At 64.0% G+C, this 885-nt stretch carries 1 rRNA gene; it reads left to right on the forward strand.

From position 1 onward, the window contains the following. A 23S ribosomal RNA gene (locus ACTNBB_RS09100) occupies positions 1-885 on the forward strand; the annotation flags it as partial.

Below are 885 nucleotides of genomic sequence, written 5' to 3' on the forward strand. Positions count from 1 at the left end.
AGCGAAAGCGAGCCTTAACAGGGCGACTTGAGTCCCGCGCCGCGGACGCGAAGCCGGGTGAGCTATCCGTGGGCAGGCTGAAGCGGGGGTAAGACCCCGTGGAGGGCCGAACGCACGTCGGTTGAAAACGGCGGCGATGACCTGCGGATAGGGGTGAAAGGCCAATCAAACCCGGAGATATCTCGTTCTCCCCGAAATAGCTTTAGGGCTAGCGTCGCGCGTTCACCGCCGGAGGTAGAGCACCGGATGGACGAGGGGGCTTCGCCGCCTACCGAATCCAACCGAACTCCGAATGCCGGCGGCCCAGAGCGCGGCAGTCAGAGCATGTGGGCTAAGCTGTGTGCTCGAGAGGGAAACAGCCCGGACCGCCCGCTAAGGTCCCCAAGTTCCAGCCGAGTGGCAAAGGATGTGCGTCCGCCCAGACAACCAGGATGTTGGCTTAGAAGCAGCCATGCATTCAAAGAGTGCGTAACAGCTCACTGGTCGAGTGGACATGCGCCGACAATACACGGGGCTAAGCTGGACACCGAAGCGGCGGGATTCTAATTCATCAGAATCGGTAGGGGAGCTTCCCATGGGCGGAGAAGCCGGAGGGCGACCGACGGTGGAGCGCATGGGAGTGAGAATGCTGGCATGAGTAGCGAGAGACGAGAGAGTAACTCGTCCGCCGTGAACCCGAGGTTTCCTGGGCAAGGCTAATCCTCCCAGGGTCAGTCGGGGGCTAAGGCGAGGCCGGCAGGCGTAGCCGACGCGCAGCAGGCAGACATTCCTGCACCGCGCACGCGGCGCTACGACCGACGGGGCGACGGATGGGGGTGGCTCGGCGGGGTTCTGGACGTCCCCGTGATGGAGCGCGGCCCGCGGACCAGGGAAATCCGGTCCGCA

The organism is Collinsella sp. HCP28S3_B9 (assembly GCF_052066095.1).
Lineage (GTDB): Bacteria > Actinomycetota > Coriobacteriia > Coriobacteriales > Coriobacteriaceae > Collinsella.